Origin of the sequence: Pseudomonas fluorescens, from assembly GCF_902497775.2 — a bacterium.
GTDB lineage: Bacteria > Pseudomonadota > Gammaproteobacteria > Pseudomonadales > Pseudomonadaceae > Aquipseudomonas > Aquipseudomonas putida_F.
This window is the reverse complement of sequence record NZ_OZ024668.1, coordinates 1,484,226-1,504,833: the sequence shown is the minus strand read 5'-3', so window position 1 is coordinate 1,504,833 and position 20,608 is coordinate 1,484,226. Positions and strand designations below refer to the sequence as shown.

Sequence of the window (20,608 nt, the reverse complement as noted above, 5' to 3'; positions counted from 1 at the left end):
CGGGGCAAACTCCCGGAAAAATATTTGTACGGTTTTGCCCCGCTCGTGCGTTTCATTGAAAGTTAATAAAAATTATTACCACTTGCCACCTTGGGAGCATTCATTCGTGCAGGTTCGCCATTCACTTACACCCCTCACCCACGCCTTGCTGCTGAGGCATTACCTCAAGGCGCCGGTTGCCGCAGTGGTCCTGGGGATGACCGTCGCTGCACCGGTACAAGCTCAGGCGCAGACCCAGCAATACGAGTTCAACATTGCTGCCCAGTCGATGACGGCGGCGCTCAACCAACTGGCCGAACAGACCAACCTGCAGGTGCTCTACAGCCCTGATTCGGTCCAGGGCCTGCGTACCCAGGGGGTACAGGGGCGCTTGAGCGTGGCCCAGGCAGTCCAGCAACTGTTCAACGGCACGTCGCTGCGCTACTCCCTCGATGGCAACACCCTGACCCTGCTGGCCAAGACCGACGATGGCGCGCTGAACCTGGATGCCAGTGTCATCTCCTCGACCCTGGTCTCCGACTCACCCTACGGTGAAACTCCCGGCTATATCGCCCGCCGTACCCTGACCGGCACCAAGACCGATACGCCGATCCTGGAAAACCCGCAGGCCATCTCGGTCATTACCCGCGAACGCATGGACGACCTCGGTGCCCAGCGCCTGTCCCAGGCCCTGAGCTATACCTCCGGCGTGCGTGCCGACTCTGGTGGTGCGAGCAACGCAGCCGACAACATCTTCCTGCGCGGTTACGCCATCTCGTTCACCTACCGCGATGGCTTGCGCCTGCGCCCCCTGGGTTTCTTCGGCATGATCGGCGAAGAACCCTACGGCATGGAGCGGGTCGAGGTACTCAAGGGCCCGACCTCGATCCTCTTCGGGCAGAACGAGCCCGGCGGCATGGTCAACTCGATCTCCAAGCGCCCGACCGACTATGAGCGTGGCGAAGTCGCCATTTCCGGCGGTAGCGGTCATCGTCGCCAGGCCAACTTTGACATCAGCGGCCCGCTCAACGAAGACAAGACCCTGTCGTATCGCCTGGTCGGCCTTGGCCGCGAAGCCGATGGCGTCTACGACCATACCGACGACGACCGTGCCTACGTGGCGCCGAGCCTGACCTGGCGGCCGAACGAGCAGACCAGCCTGACCGTGCTCACGGCCTACCAGAAGAACAAGGCCCTGGCCCCGACCACCATTCCCTGGGCCGCCGTCAACGGCAGCAGCCCGTACGGCAAGGTGCCCATGGATCGCTTCATCGGTGAACCCAGCTTTGACACCGAAGAAGTCGAAAGCACCTCGCTGGGCTACGAGTTCAGCCACGAGTTCAACGACACCTGGACGGTCCGCCAGAACCTGCGCTGGAGTACCTTCGACAACCAGGAAAACTACCTGGCCCGGGTCAGCGGGCTGGTCACCGGCCCCGACGGCGTACCCAACGCTTCGGTAAACCGCGACTACCAGATCCGCCATGCCTATGGCGATCTGTTCACGGTCGACAACCAGCTGCAGGCACGCTTCGACACCGGCCCGATCGCGCACACCACCCTGATGGGCGTGGACTACAGCTGGAGCAAGTCGATCCGTAACGAACGCTGGGGACGCGCCACGCCGATCAACGTGTTCGATCCCAGCTACGGTGCCCCGGTCGACACCTCGGTCTACACCGCCTGGGTCAATACCGTGCAGCGCAATACCCAGGTCGGTTACTACTTCCAGGACCAGATGAAATGGGATCGCTGGGTGCTGACCCTCGGCGGTCGCCAGGACTACGCACGCAACCGCACCGAAGACCGCTTCACCGACGTCGAAACTGCTGACCAGGACTGGGATGCCTTCACCGGCCGCGCCGGCCTGGTGTACCTGTTCGACAACGGCTTCGCCCCCTATGTGAGCTATTCCGAATCGTTCAACCCGATCGCCGGCACCGGAGCGCCGCAACGCGGCAGCAAGACCTTCGAACCGGAAACCGGCAAGCAGTACGAAGCGGGCATTCGTTACCAGCCACCGGGCACCGAGACGCAACTGACCTTGTCGGTGTACGACCTGACCAAACAGAATGCCCTGACGCCGGACGCCGAGTTCATCGGCTACAGCATCCAGACCGGCGAAGTGCGTTCCAAAGGTGTCGAGTTCGAAGCCATCACCACCGTCGCCGAGGACCTCAAGCTCACCGGCTCGTTCTCCTACAGCGACGTGGAAGTGACCAAGAGCAACAGCGGCAACGAAGGCAAGCAGCCGTTCAAGGTGCCGGCCAAGCTGGCCTCGGTCTGGGCCGACTACAGCTTCCCCTTCGATCCGCTGCAAGGCCTGAGCATCGGTGTCGGCGCCCGGTACACCGGTTCCACCTACGGCGATGCCATGAACACCTTCAAGGTGCCCTCCTACACCTTGTATGACGCCGCCGTGCGTTACGACCTGGGCAAGCTCGACCCGAGCCTGCGCGGGGCCCAGGCCAGCGTCAACGTCAACAACCTGACCGACAAGTACTATGTCGCCTCGTGCTTCTTCTCGCTGGCGTGCAACATGGGTGAAGGCCGTTCGGTCGTCGCCGAAGTCAGCTACAAGTGGTGAAGTCCTGACAGACAAAAGCCCCCTGTACAGGGGGCTTTTTTTGGGGTTCTTCACGGGTTGCCGGGGGCTATGATCCTTGGGTTGGGTTGGGTTGTTGAAGCTACGGCTGTGGGCTTATCCATTCGATGTGGCGCCGCTACCGGCCCCTTCCGCCCTTACGGCGGGTCCCTTTTGTCTTGGCAAAAGGAACCAGAACCGCTCGCTCCAGCATACGGCCCTACGCTGCGCTCCGGGTTCCTTCGCTACGGTGCCTTCCAGGGGCATCGCGGCCTACGACTTGCTTCGCCAAGTCTACGTCTCGCGACTTCGGCCTGGGCCGAAGGGTGCTACGCACCAGCCCCCTCCAGACACCTACGCTCAGCCTCCTGAAGTCGCGAAGTTACGGGCGGCGCCTGCACTGACGTATCTGCGAAAGCAGATTATGGCGGCGCCAAGCTGACGCTGAAGCGAGGACCGACTGCTTCATCTTGATGTTGATCTTGATCTTCATGCGCGTAATTCCCGGCGCCGCCAAAAGCGACTTCAGGAGGCCGAGCGGAGGTGCCTGGAGGGGCGGTGCGCAGCACCTTCGGCGTCAGCCGAAGACGCGAGACGTAGACTTGACGCAGCAAGTCGTAGGCCGCGATGCCCCGGAAGGTGCCGTAGCGAGGGGACCCGAAGCGCAGCGTAGGGCCGTATGCAGGAGCAAGCGGTTTTGCCTACCTTTTCCCAAGAGAAAAGTAGGCCGCCGTAAAGGCGGAAGGGGCCAGCAGCAGCCCCACACCGAATGGATAAACTCGCGCCCCCCCAACCCAGGATTCCATGAACAACCTTTTTTTGCCCGCACCTTCAGCCCAACTGGTTCAGCGCCCAGTTCTCAAGCTCGGCGTAAATAGCCTCGACGTCCGCCACCATCCCTGACATGCGCAGGTAGTCATGGGTCATGTCCTCGACCCGGCGCAGGGTCAGCGCAACCCCGGCCTGCTCCAGAGCCTGGGCATAGGCCAGACCTTCATCGTGCAACGGGTCGAAACCCGCCACCGCCAGGTAGGTGGGCGGCAAGCCGCGCGGGTCCGGGTGCAGCAGCGGTGAAACCCGCCAGTCCGTCGCCGAGCCATGCGCCCCCAGGTACTGGCGATAGAACCAGCGCAAGGTGGCGGTTTCCAGCAAGTAGCCTTCAGCGTAGGTGCGGTGCGAGTCACGCTCACGGGACAGGTCGGTCACCGGGTACAGGAGCATCTGCGCCCGCGGTGCAAGGTTCAATTGATCACGGTGGTGCACGGCGGTCAGGCTCAGCACGCTGGCCAGCGAGGCGCCAACGCTGTCGCCGATGAAGATCACCTGCTGGCTGTCCAGTTGCAGCGCAGCGGCTTGCGTCGCCAGCCAGTTGGCCGCGTCGAGCGTATCGTTGAGCGGTACCGGAAACCCATGTTCCGGCGCGCGCCGATAGGATGGCGCGAACACCGCGAAGCGGCCGCTGGCCGCCAGGCGCCGGCACACCGAATCATGGGAGTCGAGGCTGCCGACCACGTAACCACCGCCATGCAGGTAAAACAGCACCGGTAACGGCTTGCTGTCGCTGCCCGGCCGGCGGTACAGGCGCGCCGGCAACAACACCCCATCCCGCGCCGGCAGGGTCAGTTCGCTGACAGTCAGTAGCGCCGGCGGCGTCGGGTCGAGCACCGCCGAAGCCTGTTCGAACACTTCGCGGGCCTGGGTCACCGGCAATTCATGCAGAGGCCGGTTGCTCCCGGCCAGCCGGCCCAGCTCGGCCAGTTCGAGAAACGCCGCCAGGTCAGGATGCACATGCATCATCGTATCCTTCAATAAAGTGAAAAACGGGCCCTGCAAGCAGGGCCCGGGAAGACTCAGCCGTCGATTGCTTCAAGGCTGCACAATTGATCGCGCAGAGACTGCAACAAGGCCGGATGACGTGGAATCTCATCGTGACGGGTAGCCAGCACTTGCCGCTCTTGCCGGTTCGTCAGGCCCTGCTCGAAGCGCTCGACATCGGTGCCCTGCGGCTCGCCCGCCCACCAGCAATGGACCGGGGCGCTCACCTCAGGCAGCGTCTGCAGTTGCTCGCTCAAGGCCTTCAAGCGCATGGCGACTATGAAGCCATGGGCCAGGTCCTGTGCATCAAAGCCCATTCCAGGTTCAGCGCCTTGCTGCAAGCTGCCGACCAGCTCCAGCAACGCCGGGTACTGCAACGGGGCCTGGCAGGTCAGCGCGGGCAGGCTGTGCACCTCGCGCTGCAAGGCCACGGCCAGGAAGGCCTGCAGCTCGCCGGTGTAATCGCTGGTGGGCGCGACCGGTTGCGCCGATGGGATGAAGCTGTCGACCAGGGTAACGAACGCTACCTGCTGGCCCTGGCGTACCAGTTCATCGGCCACCAGCAACGCCAGGGCGCCACCCAACGACCAACCCAGCAAGCGGTAAGGGCCTTGCGGCTGTTTCTGGCGAATGTACTGGGCGTATTCGATGGCCATGGCCGGCAGCGATTCGTCCTGCCAGTCCCGGTCCAGCAACATTCGGCATTGCAGACCATAGACACTGCATTGCCCATCCAGCTGACGGGCCAGCGGCTCGTAGTCGAACACCGTGCCGAAACCGGCATGCAGGCAGAACAACGGCGGCACCTGCGGGCAGCGAGCATTGAGCAACAGCAACGGATCGAGCCCTTGCTCCTGCGCCGGTTCATAGCCGCTGAGCTGAGCAATGGTCGGGCTGTTCATCATGTCCCGCAGCTTGAGCTCGAAACCCAGCGCGGGACGACTACGGACCTTGCTCAAGACCTTGAGAATACGCAGCGAATCACCACCGAGCTCGAAGAAGTTGTCGGTGATACCGAGCTGTTCGACCTCCAGGACTTCCTGCCAAATCTGCACCAGCGCCTGTTCCAGCTCGTTGCGCGGCGCCACGTGTTTGCGTTCGATGGCCTCCGGGGCCGGCAGCGCCTTGCGCTCGACCTTGCCATTGGGGCTCAGCGGCAAGGCATCGAGCACCAGGATCCGGCTTGGCACCATATAGTCCGGCAGCACCTGCTGCAGCGCACCGCGCAAGCGCTTCTCTAGCCCGGCCACGCTGTTGGCCACCACATAGGCGATCAACTGGTTGCCATGGGCATTGCGGCGCGCAACCACGACCGCATCGCGGACACTCTCCTGCTCACGCAGACGCGCCTCGATTTCACCCAGCTCGATGCGAAAGCCGCGGATCTTCACTTGATGGTCAAGACGCCCGAGGTAATCGAACGCGCCGTCCTCGCGTTGGCGCACCAGGTCGCCGGTGCGGTAGAGGCGGCCACCCTCGCTGCTGAACGGATCGGCGACGAAGCGCTCGGCACTCAGCCCCGGGCGTGCATGGTAGCCACGGGCAAGCCCTTGACCACCGATGTACAGCTCACCGGCGGCGCCCACCGGCAGCGGGTTGAGCTGGCTGTCGAGCACATACAGGGTGCGGTCGCCGACCCGTGTGCCGATCGGCGCGTAGGCGGCGTTGCACTGGGCGTTGGCGTCGACTTTCCACAGCAGTGGTGTGACCACGGTCTCGGTCGGGCCGTAGCCGTTGGTCAGGTAGCGCGGTTTGAGCGTGCGTTTGACCCGCTCGAAATTGGCCTCGGCCACCGCATCCCCCCCAAAGCAGTAGACCTGCACCGCCGGCGGCACGCGGCCTTCGGCATACTCGGCAAGTTGCTGCAGGTAAGCCGGCGGGAAACAGGCGATAGTGATCGCCTGCTCGTGCAGGGCATTGAAGGTTTGTTCGGCTGTCCACAGCTGATTGTCGCGCACGATCAGGCACCCGCCGCACAGCAGGGTCGACAGCCAGCGCTCCTGGGCACCGTCAAAGGCGAACGACATGAACAACAGCTCGCGTGTTTGCGTGTTCATGGCGTAACGCTCGGCAATGGCCCGGCAATGCATGGCAATCGGGCCGCGGGCCACGGCAACGCCCTTGGGCTTGCCGGTAGAGCCGGAGGTATAGATCAGGTACGCCAGGTTGTCGGCCTCGGCGCGTGGCCATGGCCGTTGCGGCGCATCGGGTTGCAGGGTCAGTTGGTCCAGTTCCAGCAGCACCGGCACCCGGGCATCCCCCAGGCGCTCACGGACGCTGCGCTGGGTGATGAGCACGGCCATGGCCGAGTCCTCGATGATCCAGTCGAAGCGTTCGCGCGGGTAGTCGATGTCCAACGGCACATAGGCGCCGCCGGCCTTCATCACGGCATAGAATGCCACGATCACCTCGACCGAACGCTCCAGCGCCACGCCGACAAAGACTTCCGGCCCCACCCCCTGGGCCATCAGGTGCTGGGCCAGCAGCGAGGCACGTTGTTCCAGCTCGGCATAGGTCAGTTGCTGATCGGCGCAGACCACCGCCACGGCATCCGGACGCAGCCGGGCCTGGGTGGCAATCGCCTCGCTCAGGGCCTGGGCCTGGCCCGCCTGCGGCAGGGCATTGCGCTGTTGCAGGGCATGCAGCCCGGCATCGTCAAGCAGGCCAAGACTGCCGACTGTCGCGTGCGGCTGGTCGAGCAAGGCCCGCAGCAGGTTCTCGAAGCCTTGCATGAGTTGTGCGCAGGCTTGCGGCGTAAAACGCTCGCGCAGGTAGAGGAACTCGATCGACAGCGTGGCATTGAGGCTGACGGCCAGGTCCATGGCGTAGTTGGTGACATCGCGGCCACTGGTCTTGCCAAAGCGCAAGCCGGTCTCGCTGCCTTGTTGCAAGCGCTCGTCCACCGGGTAGTTTTCAAACACGATGATGCTATCGAACAGGGCCTGCCCCCCCTGCCCGGCCCAGCGCTGGATATCGGCCAGCGCCGTCTGTTCATGGTCACGGGCTTCCAGGTTGTAGGCCTGCAGCTGCGTCAGCCACTGGTGGACACTGACTTCAGGTTGCACGGTCTGGATGATCGGCAAGGTGTTGATGAACAAGCCGAGCATTTCGTTGGCCCCGGCCAGGGAGGCCGGTCGACCGGCGACCACCGCACCGAAACTGACCGTCTGCTGGCCGCTGTAACGCTGCAGCAGCAACAGCCAGGCGGCCTGTACCAGGGTGTTGGGGGTAACGCGCAGGCGCTGTGCAGCGGCCTTGAATGCCTGGGTCTGCGCTTCGTCCCATTTCAGGTACAACGCATCATGGCCCTGCAAGCCGGGCGCCGGTTGCGGGCCGATACTGCTGGCCAGCAGGGTTGGCCCTTCAAGTTCGCGCAGGCGCTCCTGCCAGAACGCCTGGCGGCTGACCGCTGACTGGCGCTGCAGCCAGTCGATATAGTCGCGGTAGCGCCCTTGGCGCATGGGCAGTGCCTGCCCGGCATAGGCCTGCAGCACTTCACCGAGCAAGCGCGAATTGCTCCAGCCGTCCATCAAGATGTGGTGGCTGGTCCAGATCAACTGGTGCTGGTCGGCGCCGGTCTGTACCAGGGCCAGGCGCGTCAATGGCGCGCTCGGCAGGTCGAAGCCTTTGGCGCATTCGGCGGCCGCCAGGGCCTGCAGTTGCTCCTGGGTCACCTCGCGGTCACGCCAGTCCAGGCAGTTGATCGGCATACGCGCCTGCTTGTAGACCAACTGCAAGGGCTGCTCAAGGGTTGCGCTATTGCAGAAGCCAGTGCGCAGGATCTCGTGCCGTTCGATCACCTGGTTCCAGGCCGCTTCGAAGCGAGCGCTGTCGAGGCCTTCGACCTGGACACTGATCTGGTTGATATACAGGTCGGCACCATTGCCTTCCTGGGTATGGAACAGCATGCCCTGCTGCATCGGCGACAGCGGGTAGATATCCTCGACCTGCTCCAGTTCCACCGGCAGTTGCTCAAGCTGGGCCTGGCTGAGCCCGGCCAGGGGGAAGTCCGACGGTGTCGCCGAGCGCTCTTTCAGTTCACAGCAGTGCTCGATCAGTGCCTGCAGTTCGGCGACATAATCGTCGGCCAGGCGCTGCACCGTGGCTTCGTCGAACATCTCCCGGCTGAAGCGCCAGCCCAGGCTGAACTCGCCGGCATACACCCGGCCGTTCAGGCTCAGCCAGTTGCCCAGGTTGGCTTGCGGGCTCTGGTCCGGACCCACCGCTTCGGCGGCCGGCACGAACAGCGCCCCCTCTTCGGCATCGAAGCTGGCATCGAACTGGCCCAGGTAGTTGAAGGTGATCCGTGGCACCGGCAGCGCCGCCAGGCTCTCGCGGCTGGCGCTGTCACCCAGGTAGCGCAAGGCGCCCCAGCCCAGGCCCTTGTCCGGGATCGCGCGCAGCTGTTCCTTGACCTGCTGGATGCTGCTGCCCAGTGCGTCGCTGGCGCTGATGCGCAGTGGGAACAAGCTGGTGAACCAGCCCACGGTGCGGGTCAGGTCGAGGCCGTCAAACAGCTCTTCACGGCCATGGCCTTCGAGCTGGATCAGGGTATCGGCCTGCCCGCTCCAGCGCCCGATCACCCGCGCCAGGGCGCTGAGCAACAGGTCGTTGACCTGGGTGCGGTAGGCCGCCGGGGCTTCCTGCAGCAGGCGCCGGGTCAGCTCCGGCGACAAGCGGCTGTGCACCGAGCGAGCATGCCGGTTGGCCAGGCTGGCGTCCGCGCGGGCGCCCGGCAGCGCCGTCTGCACCCCGGCCAGTTGCCCCTGCCAGTAGCTGCGCTGGGCCTGGACTTCAGTGTTCAGGGCATAGGCCTGCAGGCGCTGGGCCCAGTCACGCACGCTGTGGGTGCGGGCCGGCAGTTGCACCACCTGGCCCTCGCGCAGTTGCTCGTAGGCCTGCTGCAGGTCTTCGAAAATGATCCGCCACGACACGCCGTCCACCGCCAGGTGATGGATCACCAGCAGCAGGCGTTGCTCGCCATTGCCCAGGGTCGCCAGCACCGCACGCAGCAGCGGGCCATTGTTCAGGTCAAGGCTGCGCTGGGCCTGTTGGCCGAGGTGTTCCAGCGCCTCGGCATCGGCGACCTCGCGCTGCCACAGCACGCTGTGGCGCGGCAGGCCATGGTAAGTCGCCTGCCACTCGTCGTGATTTTCGACAAAGCCCAGGCGCAGCGCGTCATGCTGCTCCAGCAACGCCTGCAAGGCCTGATCCAGCACCGCGCCGTCCAGCAGCTGGTGCGGTTTGAGCAGCACCGACTGGTTCCAGTGATGGCGCTCGACCTGCACTTCGTCGAAGAACACCCGGTGGATCGGCAGCAGCGTGCTCGCCCCTTCGACCCGGTTCTGGTCAACCGCAAGGCCGCTGGCCCCAAGGCTTGCCACCGTCGCCAGGCCCTGTACGGTCTGGTGCTGGAACAGCGCCTTGGGGGTGAAATGAATGCCCGCTTGCCGCGCCCGGCTGACCACCTGGATCGAGATGATCGAGTCGCCGCCCAGTTCGAAGAAGTTGTCGCTCAGGCCGACCCGTTCCAGCTTGAGCACGTCCTGCCAGATGGCGGCGATGCGCTGCTCCAGGTCGCTGTGCGGGGCCACGTAGGCGGCTTGCAGCTGGCTCAGGTCCGGCATCGGCAGGGCCTTGCGGTCGAGCTTGCCGTTGGGGGTCAGTGGCAGTTGTTCAAGCTGCAGCAGGTGCACCGGCACCATGTAGTCCGGCAGGTGCTGGCGCAGGCCGGCCTTGAGCTGCTCGGCATCGAGCGCCTGGCTGGCCACCACGTAGCCCACCAGTTGCTGGCCGCTGGCGCCGTCGACCGCCAGCACCACCGCTTCGCGCACCGCCGGTTGCTGGTGCAGGCGCGCTTCGATCTCGCCCAGCTCGATACGAAAACCACGGACCTTGACCTGGTGGTCGATGCGGCCGATGTACTCCAGCACGCCGTCGGCGCGATAGCGGGTCAGGTCGCCGCTGCGGTACATGCGCTCGCCCGGCGGCCCGTACGGGTTGGGCACGAACTTCTCGGCGGTCAGCCCCGGGCGCAGCAGGTAGCCGCGGGTCAGGCCGTCGCCGGCCAGGTACAGCTCGGCGGCCACGCCTTGCGGCACCGCTTGCAGCTGGGCGTCGAGCAGGTAGCTGGCGGTGTTGAACAATGGCCGGCCGATGTTGGCCTGGCCCCCGGCCTGGCGGCGGCTGAAGGTCGAATAGGTGGTGTCTTCCGACGGCCCGTACAGGTCGTAGACCTGCTCCACCGCGGTCTCGGCGTACAGTGCTTCGACCAGCGCCTGCTTGAGCGGCTCGCCGGCCAGATTGATGATTTTAACGCTCGCCGGGATTTCGCCGGCACGCTGCAAGGCGGCAATCGCCGACGGCACGGTGTTGATCAGGCGTACCTGCTCGCGGGCCGGCAACTGTGGCAGTTCCAGGGCGTTGCGGGCCATGACCAGGAAACCGCCATTGGCCAGGGTGACGAAGATTTCCCAGACCGACAGGTCGAAGCACACCGAGGTCGAGGCCAGCACGCCCTGGATGTCTTCAGCGCGGTACACCTGCTGCGACCAGTGCGCCAGGGCCGCGACGTTGCGGTGGGCGATGGCCACGCCCTTGGGCTGGCCGGTGGAGCCGGAGGTGTAGATCACATAGGCCAGGTTCTGCGCCGTGGCACGCGGTGCCGGCGCACTGTCCGGGTAGCCGGCATCGTCTTCGACCAGCACGGTAACGATGTCGTCCGGCCAGGCCTCGAGCACCCCGGCCTGGGTCAGCAGCACTTGCGCCTGGCTGTCTTCGAGCATGTAGCTGAGCCGTTCGCGCGGGTAGTCCGGGTCCAGTGGCACATAGGTGCCACCGGCCTTGAGCACCGCCAGCAGGGCCACCACCAGCTCGGCGCTGCGCGCCATGGCCACACCGACCCGCACCTCGGGGCCAACGCCCAGTTCGATCAGGCGGTGGGCCAGGCGGTTGGCGCGGCTTTGCAGCCAGGCGTGGGAATAGGACTGTTCGCCATCAATCAGGGCCAGGGCTTGCGGTGCAACCTGGGCACGCTGCGCGATCAGCTGGTCGATGCAACGGTCACTGGCAAAAGCTGCGGCCGGCGGATTCCAGCCATGCAACTGCAATTGCTGCTCGTCATCGCCCAGTATCTGCAACTCACCCAAGGGCTGCCCGGCCTGGGCAATCATTCGCTCCAGCAACTGCAGCACCTGCACGCCGAAGCGTTGTACCTGGGCCGCGCTGAACAGCGCCGTGTCATAGCTCAGGTGCAGTACCAGGCTCTGGGCATGAACCACCGCCAGGGTCAGCGGGAAACTGGTCTGCTCCTGGTTACGCACCTCACTGAAGCGCAGGCCCTCTGGCGCACCTTGTTGCAAGGCTTCGGAAATCGGGAAGTTCTCGAACACCAGGAGTGTGTCGAACAGGCCCTCGCCCAGACCGGCCCAGCGCTGCACGTCAAACAAAGCGGTGTGTTCGTGTTCACGCAGCGCAAGGTTCTGTTGCTGCAACTGTTGCAGCCACTGCGCCAGCGGCTGCCCGGCATCCAGGTGGGTCACCACCGGCAAGGTGTTGATGAACAGGCCCAACTGCTGCTCCACCCCTTTGAGCTCAGCCGGACGCCCCGACACCGTGGCACCGAAGGCGACCGTCTGCTGGCCGCTGTAGCGTGCCAGCAGCAAGGCCCAGGCGGCCTGCACCAGGGTGTTCATGGTGACCTTCTGCTGGCGGGCGAAATCACTCAGACGGCGAGTCGCTTGCGGCGCCAGTTCGGCGAAGTGCTCGGCCTGGCCTGCGGCACCTTCGGCCTGGTGTGGCAAGGCCTGGGCCAGGCGGGTCGGCACCTGCAGTTCACGCACCTGGGCGGTCCAGAATTGCTCGCTGAGCGCTGCGTCCTGTGCCTGCAACCAGCCGATGTAATCGCGGTAACGACCGGCCGGGCGGCTCACCGGCTGCTGGCGATAGCGCTGCAGCACTTCCCCCATCAGCCGTGAGTTGCTCCAGCCATCCATCAGGATGTGGTGGCTGGTATAGATCAGGTGGTAGTGCTGCGCACTCAGTTGTACCAGCAACAGCCGCAGCAGCGGCGGCTCGGCCAGATCAAAACCACGTTGGCGTTCGGCTTTGGCCAGCGCGTCGAGGGCCTCTGGCACACCCGCGCGCGCCTGCCAGTCCTGCACCTCGAAGGCCAGGGGCAAGGACTTGCGAATCACCTGGAGCGGGCGCTCCAGCTCACCTTGCCAAACAAAGCCGCTGCGCAGAATGTCATGGGCATCGACGCTTGCCTGCCAGGCGCTACGGAAGCGCTCGACATCCAGCCCTTCCACGTCCAGACGCATCTGGTTGATGTAGTCACCGCGCTGTTCATACAAGGTATGAAAGAGCATGCCCTGCTGCATCGGCGACAGCGGGTAGATATCTTCGACCTGCTCCAGTTCCACCGGCAGTTGCTCAAGCTGGGCCTGGCTGAGCCCGGCCAGGGGGAAGTCCGACGGCGTCGCCGAGCGCTCTTTCAGTTCACAGCAGTGCTCGATCAGTGCCTGCAGTTCGGCGACATAATCGTCGGCCAGGCGCTGCACCGTGGCTTCGTCGAACATCTCCCGGCTGAAGCGCCAGCCCAGGCTGAACTCGCCGGCATACACCCGGCCGTTCAGGCTCAGCCAGTTGCCCAGGTTGGCTTGCGGGCTCTGGTCCGGGCCCACCGCTTCGGCGGCCGGCACGAACAGCGCCCCCTCTTCGGCATCGAAGCTGGCATCGAACTGGCCCAGGTAGTTGAAGGTGATCCGTGGCACCGGCAGCGCCGCCAGGCTCTCGCGGCTGGCGCTGTCACCCAGGTAGCGCAAGGCGCCCCAGCCCAGGCCCTTGTCCGGGATCGCGCGCAGCTGTTCCTTGACCTGCTGGATGCTGCTGCCCAGTGCGTCGCTGGCGCTGATGCGCAGTGGGAACAAGCTGGTGAACCAGCCCACGGTGCGGGTCAGGTCGAGGCCGTCAAACAGCTCTTCACGGCCATGGCCTTCGAGCTGGATCAGGGTATCGGCCTGCCCGCTCCAGCGCCCGATCACCCGCGCCAGGGCGCTGAGCAACAGGTCGTTGACCTGGGTGCGGTAGGCCGCCGGGGCTTCCTGCAGCAGGCGCCGGGTCAGCTCCGGCGACAAGCGGCTGTGCACCGAGCGAGCATGCCGGTTGGCCAGGCTGGCATCCGCGCGGGCGCCCGGCAGCACCGTCTGCACCCCGGCCAGTTGCGCCTGCCAATAGCTGCGCTGGGCCTGGACTTCAGTGCTCAGGGCATAGGCCTGCAGGCGCTGGGCCCAGTCACGCACGCTGTGGGTGCGGGCCGGCAATTGCACCACCTGGCCCTCGCGCAGTTGCTCGTAGGCCTGCTGCAGGTCTTCGAAAATGATCCGCCACGACACGCCGTCCACCGCCAGGTGATGGATCACCAGCAGCAGGCGTTGCTCGCCGTTGCCCAGGGTCGCCAGCACCGCACGCAGCAGCGGGCCGTTGTTCAGGTCAAGGCTGCGCTGCGCCTGCTGGCCGAGGTGTTCCAGCGCCTCAGCATCGGCGACCTCGCGCTGCCACAGCACGCTGTGGCGCGGCAGGCCATGGTAAGTCGCCTGCCACTCGTCGTGATTTTCGACAAAGCCCAGGCGCAGCGCGTCATGCTGCTCCAGCAACGCCTGCAAGGCCTGCTCCAGCACCGCGCCGTCCAGCAGCTGGTGCGGTTTGAGCAGCACCGACTGGTTCCAGTGATGGCGCTCGACCTGCACTTCGTCGAAGAACACCCGGTGGATCGGCAGCAGCGTGCTCGCCCCTTCGACCCGGTTCTGGTCAACCGCAAGGCCGCTGGCCCCAAGGCTTGCCACCGTCGCCAGGCCCTGTACGGTCTGGTGCTGGAACAGCGCCTTGGGGGTGAAATGAATGCCCGCTTGCCGCGCCCGGCTGACCACCTGGATCGAGATGATCGAGTCGCCGCCCAGTTCGAAGAAGTTGTCGCTCAGGCCGACCCGTTCCAGCTTCAGCACGTCCTGCCAGATGGCGGCAATGCGCTGCTCCAGGTCGCTGTGCGGGGCCACGTAGGCGGCTTGCAGCTGGCTCAGGTCCGGCATCGGCAAGGCCTTGCGGTCGAGCTTGCCGTTGGGGGTCAGTGGCAGTTGTTCAAGCTGCAGCAGGTGCACCGGCACCATGTAGTCCGGCAGGTGCTGGCGCAGGCCGGCCTTGAGCTGCTCGGCATCGAGCGCCTGGCTGGCCACCACGTAGCCCACCAGTTGCTGGCCGCTGGCGCCGTCGACCGCCAGCACCACCGCTTCGCGCACCGCCGGTTGCTGGTGCAGGCGCGCTTCGATCTCGCCCAGCTCGATGCGAAAACCGCGAACCTTGACCTGGTGGTCGATACGGCCTATGTACTCCAGCACGCCGTCGGCGCGGTAGCGGGTCAGGTCGCCGCTGCGGTACATGCGCTCGCCCGGCGGCCCGTACGGGTTGGGCACGAACTTCTCGGCGGTCAGCCCCGGGCGCAGCAGGTAGCCGCGAGTCAGGCCGTCGCCGGCCAGGTACAGCTCGGCGGCCACGCCTTGCGGCACCGCTTGCAGCTGGGCGTCGAGCAGGTAGCTGGCGGTGTTGAACAATGGCCGGCCGATGTTGGCCTGGCCACCGGCCTGGCGGCGGCTGAAGGTCGAATAGGTGGTGTCTTCCGACGGCCCGTACAGGTCGTAGACCTGCTCCACCGCGGTCTCGGCGTACAGTGCTTCGACCAGCGCCTGCTTGAGCGGCTCGCCGGCCAGATTGATGATTTTAACGCTCGCCGGGATTTCGCCGGCACGCTGCAAGGCGGCAATCGCCGACGGCACGGTGTTGATCAGGCGTACCTGCTCGCGGGCCGGCAACTGTGGCAGTTCCAGGGCGTTGCGGGCCATGACCAGGAAACCGCCATTGGCCAGGGTGACGAAGATTTCCCAGACCGACAGGTCGAAGCACACCGAGGTCGAGGCCAGCACGCCCTGGATGTCTTCAGCGCGGTACACCTGCTGCGACCAGTGCGCCAGGGCCGCGACGTTGCGGTGGGCGATGGCCACGCCCTTGGGCTGGCCGGTGGAGCCGGAGGTGTAGATCACATAGGCGAGGTTCTGCGCCGTGGCACGCGGTGCCGGCGCACTGTCCGGGTAGCCGGCATCGTCTTCGACCAGCACGGTGACAATGTCATCCGGCCAGGCCTCAAGCACCCCGGCCTGGGTCAGCAGCACCCGCGCCTGGCTGTCTTCGAGCATGTAGCTGAGCCGTTCGCGCGGGTAGTCCGGGTCCAGTGGCACATAGGTGCCACCGGCCTTGAGCACCGCCAGCAGGGCCACCACCAGCTCGGCGCTGCGCGCCATGGCCACACCGACCCGCACCTCGGGGCCAACGCCCAGTTCGATCAGGCGGTGGGCCAGGCGGTTGGCGCGGCTTTGCAGCCAGGCATGGGTAAAGGACTGTTCGCCATCGATCAGGGCCAGGGCTTGCGGTGCGGCCTGGGCACGTTGCGCGATCAACTGGTCGATGCAGCTATCGGCATCGAAGGGTTCACGCGCCGGGTTCAGGGCAAACAGCTGTTCACGCTCGTGAACGGCGAGCAATGGCAGCTCACCCAGGGCCTGTGCCGGTGCCTGGACAATGGCCTGCAACAGGCGCAGCCAATGGTCTGCCATACGCTGGACAGTACCGGCTTCGAACAGGTCGGTGGCATAGGTGAACGAAGCCGCCAGGCTATCGGCACTCTCGTGCGTGCTCAGGGTCAGGTCGAACTGGGCATTCTCGCCCGACCAACCGAGGCTGGTGATCTGCAGGTCGAGCGGGACACCGCCACGCTGCGCACCTGCAGCCTGCTCGGCCTGGTGGTTATACATCACCTGGAACAACGGGCTATAGCTGAGGCTGCGCTCCGGCTGCAGGGCATCGACCAGTTGTTCGAACGGCAAGTCCTGATGTTCCTGGGCTTGCAAGGTGACCTGACGCACTTGCTTGAGCAATGCGTCGAAGCCTTGCTGACCATCAAGGTCGGCTTGCAACACCTGGGTGTTGACGAAAAAGCCGATCAGGCGCTCGGTTTCCAGGCGGTTACGGTTGGCGATCGGCACCCCGACGCGAATGCGCGACTGCCCGCTGTAACGGAACAACAGTGTCTGGTAGGCGGCAAGCAGCAGCATGAACAGGGTCACCCCCTGCTGCTCGGCCAACTGGCGCAACGCTCGATGCAACTGACTACTGATCGGCAACTCCAGTCGCGCACCGCGCAAGCTTTGCTGTACCGGCCGGACATGATCGGCGGGCAGCTCCAGGACCACACTCTGACGCCCGAGCTGCTCTTGCCAGTAGTCGAGTTGCCGCTCACGCTCACCCGCATCCATCCACTGGCGCTGCCAGGCGGCGTAGTCGGCGTACTGGATTGGCAGAGGCGGCAACTGCGGCACCTGGCCCTTGCACAGCGCGGCGTAGCACTGCAGCAACTCGTCGATCATCACCTGCATCGACCAGCCATCCGACACGATATGGTGCTGAGTCACCACCAGCACGTGGCGCTGTGGGCCGACGCCAAGCAGGTCGGCGCGCAGCAACAGGTCGTGCTGCAGGTCAAAGGGCTTGCACACCGCCTGGCGTACGAAACTGTCGCTGAGCGCTGCTGCATCGCCGTCTTGCGCCAGGGTATGGCGCCGCACCTGGAAATCCACCTGGTCACGGATCAACTGCACGCACTGGCCATCGCGCTCGGCAAATCCGGTACGCAGGCTTTCATGCCGTTCGAGCAAGGTCACGAACGCTTGCTCAAGCGCCTCGCCATCGAGCTCGCCATCGAGCTGCAGGACCATGGGAATCACATACGCGGTACTGTGCGGATCGAGCTGCCAGAGAAACCACTGACGCTCCTGGGCATAGGACAACGGCACGCCCGCCCTGCGATCGACGGCCTGCATCGGCAGCTGATTGCTGCTCGGCGCCTGGCACAGTGCGGCAACGAAGGCCTGCAAACGGCTGTGCTCGAACACCGTGCGCAGCGCCACCTCCACCGCCAGTGCCTGACGCACCCGTGAGACCAGCTGGGTAGCCAGCAAGGAGTGGCCACCCAGGGCAAAGAAGTCGTCGTCCAGGCCAACCTGCTCGCACTTGAGCAATTGCCGCCAGATTTCGGCCACGGCCTGTTCCTGGGCGCTGACCGGCGCCCGGTACACCGCCTGTACGCTATTCAGATCAGGTGCAGGCAAGGCCTTGCGGTCAAGCTTGCCGTTGGGCGACAGCGGCATGGCCGGCAAAAAGATCATCTGCGTCGGCACCATGTAGTCTGGCAGGCCCCGGCCCAGCTCAGCCTTGAGCTGATCGGCCAGGGCTTGCTGGCTGGCCTGGTCGGCCATGGCCACAGCGCCATCGCTGGCCACCACATAGGCCAGCAACTGCACCCCCGCCGCGCCTTGCCCGGCAATGACCACGCACTCGCTGACGGCGGCTTGCTCCTGCAAGCGCGCCTCGATTTCGCCGAGTTCGATGCGCAGGCCACGAATCTTCACCTGATGATCGATGCGCCCGGCATATTCGATCACCCCATCCTCGCGCTGACGCGCCAGGTCGCCGGTGCGATACAGCCGTTGCCCACTGGCGAACGGGTTGGCGATGAAGCGCTCGGCCGTCAGCCCCGGGCGGCGGTGATAGCCGCGAGCCAGGCCTTCGCCACCCAGGTACAGCTCACCGATCACCCCCGCCGGCACCGGGTTGAACCCGGCGTCGAGGATAAAAGTACTGAGGTTGGCAATCGGCTGGCCGATCGGCACGCTGTGGTGCTCCTGGGCCTGGCAGGTCCAGTGGGTGACGTCGATTGCCGCCTCGGTCGGCCCGTAGAGGTTGTACAGTTTCGCCTGGGCCAGCTGGGTCAGCACCTGCTGCTGGACCTCCAGCGGCAGCGCTTCACCACTGCAGATGATCCGTTGCAGGCTGGTGCAGGTAGCGGCCTCGCTATCGAGCATGAACGCCTGCAGCATCGACGGAACGAAATGCACGGTGGTGACCCGGGACTCGCGAATCAGCCGAGCCAGGCGGGACGGATCACGGTGATCCCCCGGCTGGGCCACGACCAGGCGCGCGCCGCTCATCAGCGGCCAGAAAAACTCCCACACCGATACATCGAAACTGAACGGGGTCTTTTGCAGGACGGTGTCACCGGCATCGAGGCTGTACGCCTGCTGCATCCAGTACAGGCGGTTGCTCAAGGCCCGATGGCGGTTGGCAGCCCCTTTCGGCCGGCCGGTAGAACCCGAAGTGTAGATCATGTACGCCAGGTGCTCGCCATCGTTGACGATGTCCAGATCACCCTGCGCCTCGCCTGCCAGGTCCAGCTCATCGACCGCCAGGGCATGCACAGCCGCAGGCAATGGCAACCCCGGCATCAAGGCAGCACTGGTCAGCACCAGGCTGACGGCGCTGTCTTCGATCATGTACGCCAGGCGTTCGCCGGGATACTCAGGATCCAGCGGTACATAAGCGCCGCCGGCCTTGAGCACCGCGAGCAAGGCAACCACCATCTCCACGCTGCGTTCGAGGGCGATCCCGACCAGTTGATCGGGACCGACACCGGCACTGACCAGCCGCCGCGCCAGCTGGTTGGCCCGGGCGTTGAGCTGCGCATAACTGAGCGCCTGGCCGGCAAACTGCAGCGCCGGCGCCTGCGGTGTACGCCGCACCTGGGCCTCGATCAGGCGATGGATGCACACCTCTTGCGGATAGTCGACGCCGGTCGCATTCCAATCACCGGTGATGCGCTGGCGCTCGTTTGCATCGAGCATGCCCAGTTCACCGACCACCTGTTGTGGGTTGGCAACGATGGCGCGCAACAGATTGCGCCAGTGGCCGGCCATTTTTTCTGCGCTGGCGGCACTGAACAGATCGGTCGCATAGGTCAGTGCCGCCGTCAGGCCCTGGGCGTGCTCTTCGGTGGCCAACGTCAGGTCGACCTGGGCCGTGCTGGCCTCCCGCGCCAGGGGCTGCACCTGCAAACCCAGCCCGTCGTTGCCTGGCGCAGGGCGTTGAAGCGCACTGCCCTGGTGGTTGAACATGGCCTGGAACAACGGGTTGTGACTGAGTGAGCGCTCCGGCGCCAGGGCTTCGACCAGTTTCTCGAACGGCAGATCCTGGTGCGACTGTGCACCCAGCACCCGCTGTTTGACCTGCTGCAGCAGGGAGGCAAAAGACAGCAATGGGTCAAACTGCGCAGCCAGTACCTGGGTGTTGGCGAAAAAGCCGATCAGGCCTTCGGTCTCGACCCGGGTACGGTTGGCCACCGGCACGCCGACACGCACAGCCTGCTGGCCGCTGTAGCGGTGCAACAGGGTCTGGAATGATGCCAGCAACAACATGAACACGGTGACATTGTGCTGTTGCGCCAGCCGCTTGAGCCCTGCCGCCAGCGCCGGATCGATATCGATCTCCAGGCGCGCACCGCGAAAACTCTGGCGCAGCGGCCGCGGATGATCGGTGGGCAGTTCGAGCACCAACGGCTCACGCCCGAGTTCGCCGACCCAGTAGCCGAGTTGCCGCTCACGCTCCCCGGCTTCCATCCATTCACGTTGCCACAGGGCATAGTCAGCGTAGTCGACAGGCAACTCGGCCAGCTGCACCGGCACCCCACGAACCTGCCCGGCATACACCTGCATCAGTTCGCGGACCAGCACCTGCATCGACCAGCCATCGGCAATGATGTGATGCAAGGCCAGCGCCAGCACATGCTCATCTTCTGCCACCTGCAATACCGCCGCGCGCAGCAGTGGTTGCAGTTCCAGATCAAAGGGCTCGCCCAACTGCGCCGCAAGGAAGGCCTCGATGGCAGTCTCGGTCTCCACGCCTTCGCCGAGAGGCTGGATCGCCAGCTTGAAATCACCTGGCTGACGAATCACCTGCAGGGTCTGCTCGCCTTGCTGGACGAAGCCGGTGCGCAAGGCTGCGTGACGGGCGATCAGCACCTCGAAAGCGGCCTGCAAGGCAGGCAGGTCCAGGGCCCCGCGCAAGCGCAAGGCAGCCGGGATGTTGTACGCCGCGCTCTGCGGCTCCAGTTGCCAGAGAAACCACTGGCGCTGCTGGGCGTAGGACAGCAACAACGGTGCGCCAGCCTCCCGCTTGAAGATCGGTGCAACAGCAAAGAGATTGATACCTTTCTCTTTGAGCATGATGGCCAGGGCCTTGCGCTCTTTTGCCGACAATGCCCCAACCGCACCGATCAATTCTTGCACGTCAAAA

Annotated in this window: 3 protein-coding genes; 1 reads left to right on the top strand and 2 read right to left on the bottom strand. The window is 65.1% G+C overall.

Annotation, left to right across the window (positions count from 1 at the left end):
- Positions 1 to 106 precede the first annotated feature (106 nt).
- Positions 107 to 2,566 (top strand): TonB-dependent siderophore receptor, encoded by a 2,460-nt coding sequence (locus F8N82_RS06910; protein ID WP_052251417.1) that lies wholly within the window; start codon positions 107 to 109, stop codon positions 2,564 to 2,566.
- Positions 2,567 to 3,394: 828 nt separating this feature from the next.
- Here F8N82_RS06910 and F8N82_RS06905 read toward each other — a convergent pair.
- A complete protein-coding gene (locus F8N82_RS06905) occupies positions 3,395 to 4,357 on the bottom strand; it encodes an alpha/beta hydrolase (RefSeq protein WP_038994537.1) in 963 nt (320 codons plus the stop codon).
- Positions 4,358 to 4,413: 56 nt separating this feature from the next.
- Positions 4,414 to 20,601 (bottom strand): non-ribosomal peptide synthase/polyketide synthase, encoded by a 16,188-nt coding sequence (locus tag F8N82_RS06900; RefSeq protein WP_338918662.1) that lies wholly within the window; start codon positions 20,599 to 20,601, stop codon positions 4,414 to 4,416.
- Between the last annotated feature and the right edge of the window lie 7 nt (positions 20,602 to 20,608).

Excerpts from the sequence above, each read along its gene's own strand:
- F8N82_RS06905 (WP_038994537.1), bottom strand. The coding sequence starts at position 4,357 with ATGCATGTGCATCCTGACCTGGCGGCGTTTCTCGAACTGGCCGAGCTG.